Origin of the sequence: Saccharospirillum impatiens DSM 12546 (genome assembly GCF_000423605.1) — a bacterium.
Classification (GTDB): domain Bacteria; phylum Pseudomonadota; class Gammaproteobacteria; order Pseudomonadales; family Natronospirillaceae; genus Saccharospirillum; species Saccharospirillum impatiens.
In genome coordinates this window covers 1-2,823 of the sequence record NZ_KE384063.1, presented here as the reverse complement: position 1 = coordinate 2,823, position 2,823 = coordinate 1, and the positions used below count along the sequence as shown (strand labels likewise).

At 56.4% G+C, this 2,823-nt stretch carries 3 protein-coding genes; all 3 read right to left on the bottom strand.

Annotation, left to right across the window (positions count from 1 at the left end; translation table 11 throughout):
- Nucleotides 1–122: 122 nt before the first annotated feature.
- From G565_RS0121940 to G565_RS0121930, 3 genes are read right to left on the bottom strand one after another with little or no spacing between them, the layout of a single operon-like run.
- The gene (locus G565_RS0121940; RefSeq protein ID WP_211227257.1) at nt 123–830 is read right to left on the bottom strand and encodes an alpha/beta fold hydrolase; all 708 of its coding nucleotides are present in this window, start codon (nt 828–830) and stop codon (nt 123–125) included.
- Nucleotides 827–1,294 (bottom strand): nuclear transport factor 2 family protein, encoded by a 468-nt coding sequence (locus tag G565_RS25555; RefSeq protein ID WP_037341137.1) that lies wholly within the window; start codon nt 1,292–1,294, stop codon nt 827–829. The genes G565_RS0121940 and G565_RS25555 overlap by 4 nt, the downstream gene beginning before the upstream one ends.
- A gap of 16 nt (nt 1,295–1,310) precedes the next feature.
- The gene (locus G565_RS0121930; protein ID WP_028672692.1) at nt 1,311–2,615 is read right to left on the bottom strand and encodes a TRAP transporter large permease; all 1,305 of its coding nucleotides are present in this window, start codon (nt 2,613–2,615) and stop codon (nt 1,311–1,313) included.
- Between the last annotated feature and the right edge of the window lie 208 nt (nt 2,616–2,823).

The window sequence follows — 2,823 nt, the reverse complement described above, 5'->3', positions numbered from 1 at the left end:
GAGCTGTGAGCTGTGAGCTGTGAGCTGTGAGCTGTGAGCGATCAGAGTGTGTTTTCAACTCGCTCGCAGTCAACGTGTTTTATTATCTTTTACTCGACGCTTAAAGCTCGCCGCTCCAAACATCAACTCAACCACTGCCAAAACACTTCAGTCATCGCACCGGGCTGTTCCATGGTGCTCATATGCCCCGCATCCTCTATGACCTCAAGACGGCTGTGCCTGACCCGTTCTGCCATGGCTTCGTGCTGCTCCGGGGTGCTCCAGGCGTCCTGGCGGCCGACGATGAAGGTGGTCGGGCAATCAATGCTGGCCAGCACGTCAGTCGCATCCGGCCGGTCAATCAGCGCTTTGATCTGGGCTTCGAAAATGGCCGGGGTCTTGCGGTTAAACATGTCGACAATCTCATTGATCAGCGCTGTGTCGTTCAGCCGGTCCGGGTGAACCATGCCGGTGACCCAATCCCGAGCCATGGCGGTTACGCCCTGTTCATGTGCGGTTTTTACCCGTGCCATCCGACCGGCCACTTCCTTTTCTCCGGCTTCGCCATCGGCCAGGGCGGCGTAGCCGGTATCCAACAGTGCCAGGCGCTGTACTTTTTCCGCAGCCAGGCGCATCACTTCCAGCGCGACTCGTCCGCCCATCGAATGGCCTGCCATGGCGAAAGAGTCGGGTGCCTGGTCAAGCACGCGCCGGGCCATGGTGACCAGGTTGTCGTCACCCTCATAGTCGACAACAACGCACTCCCAAGCTTCGCTCAATGCCTCGACCTGATGCGCCCATACCCTGTGGTCACACATCAGCCCGGGCAGTAACAGTAACGTCGGTTTCATGATTTCTGACTCGCTATCGGTTGGTTCAATACAAACACGGCCCGGCGCTCTTGCAGTCGCCAGCCCGCGTCAGTCAACACACAACGGTCATGGTACTCGCCTACCAGGCTGCGGTGAACCGGGGCACCGAATACATCGCTCTCCTGGTCACCCGCCTCACTTGAATACAAAGTAACATACGCCAGCGATTGCGCTTCGGTTGCTGACACCAGCGTCACTCTCTGATTGGTCACCAGGTGCCGGTTAAGCCGATTGGGCGGGTTTTTGCGGTAGGCCTGCACTATCGCGTCGCGCCCGATCAGAGGCTCGGGCGTGGTGGGCCGGTAGAGCCGACCTTCCGGTGTAAACAGTGCTGCGAAGTCACCAAACTGTTTGGTATCAAGCGCATGCTGGGCGTCGAGCACCAGGCGGTGTATGGCCTGCTCTGCCAACAGCGTGTCCAGCGGTGTCAGTTCAGTCTTCATGCCAAAAACTCCGGGCTCAGGTAATCATGGTATTGGGTAAAAACAACACGATTTGTGGAAACATGACGTACAAGGCGATGGCGACCAGCATCATCAGCCAGAAAGGCGCAACACCGATGAAGATGTCTCCCAGGGGAACCTTCGGCGCGACTGATTTGACGATAAAAACGTTGATACCCACCGGCGGACTGATCAGCCCCATTTCCAGTGTCAGCACCACCAATACACCAAACCAGATCGGGTCAAACCCGAGTGCGGTGATCACCGGAAAGAAGATCGGCATGGTCAGTACCAGCATGGCAAACCCTTCCAGAAAACAGCCAAGAATCAGATACGTCAGCAGTATCAGCAGCAAAATTCCATATGGCCCCACATCCAGACCCATCAGCATGTCGCCGACCGCCGTCGGGATATGGCTCAACGCCAGAAACGGATTCAGCATGTGTGCCGCTATCAGAATCAGCATCACGGTGGTGGTAGTCACAACCGCGCTGCGCGTCGAACGCCAGAGCGAGCCAGGCGTCAGAGTTCTGGTGGTGAAGCCGTAGACGATCACCAGGCCGGCTCCTACGGCGGCAGCCTCAACCGGCGAAAACAAGCCGCTGTAGATGCCACCGATGGTGATCATGATGACCACGGTAATGGGAATGGCACCAAGCAAACCGCGCGCTTTTTCCTGCAGATTGGTTTTGGGGCCCTGTGGCGCAAGCTGGGGTTTAATAAACGCTAACACGGTAATCATTAGAACAAACAGCGACATCAGCACCAGACCGGGAATAACGCCGGCCAGAAACAATTTTCCGATCGACTGCTGGGTGAGGATGGCGTAGATCACAAAACCGGTCGACGGCGGAATCAGTATGCCCAGAGTACCGCCAGCGGCGACCGCGCCCGTTGACAGTTTCGGGCTGTAATTGAAGCGCTCCATCTCACCGATGGAGACGCGACCCATCGTCAATGCCGAGGCGACGGAAGACCCGCACAGCGCAGAAAATCCGGCGCAGCCGACAACCGTGGCCGACGCCAGCCCACCGCGAATCGAGCCAATAACTGCATAAGCTGCATCGTAGAGTTTGCGGCTCATACCGGTTTCGGTGGCGACATTGCCCATTAAGATAAACAGCGGAATCACGATTAACTCTGCATTCGAGGCGACCGTGTAAGTCTCGCTCGCCAGCAAACTCAGCGCATTCCCCGGCGACGCCAGAACAGACACCCCGACAAAGCCTACGGCAAAAATGGCAAAGGCAACCGGTATGCGCAATAACAACAACACCAGCAAAGCCAAAACACCCAGGCCGCCAACCAATTCGTTACTCATTACACATCACCTGGCAGTCGGTCCAAGACCCGGTCACGACCGAGCAAAATCATCAGCACCCGCAACACCATCGTCACTCCGGCCAACACAGAGAAAGCCGCAATAACATACTGAAAAGGGCTCTTCGTAGTTTCCTGTGGAAATCCAGTATAATCAGGACTTGATCATACCGAATTTACGGGGAGTCTTTCTGTGGAAATCGAAGAGC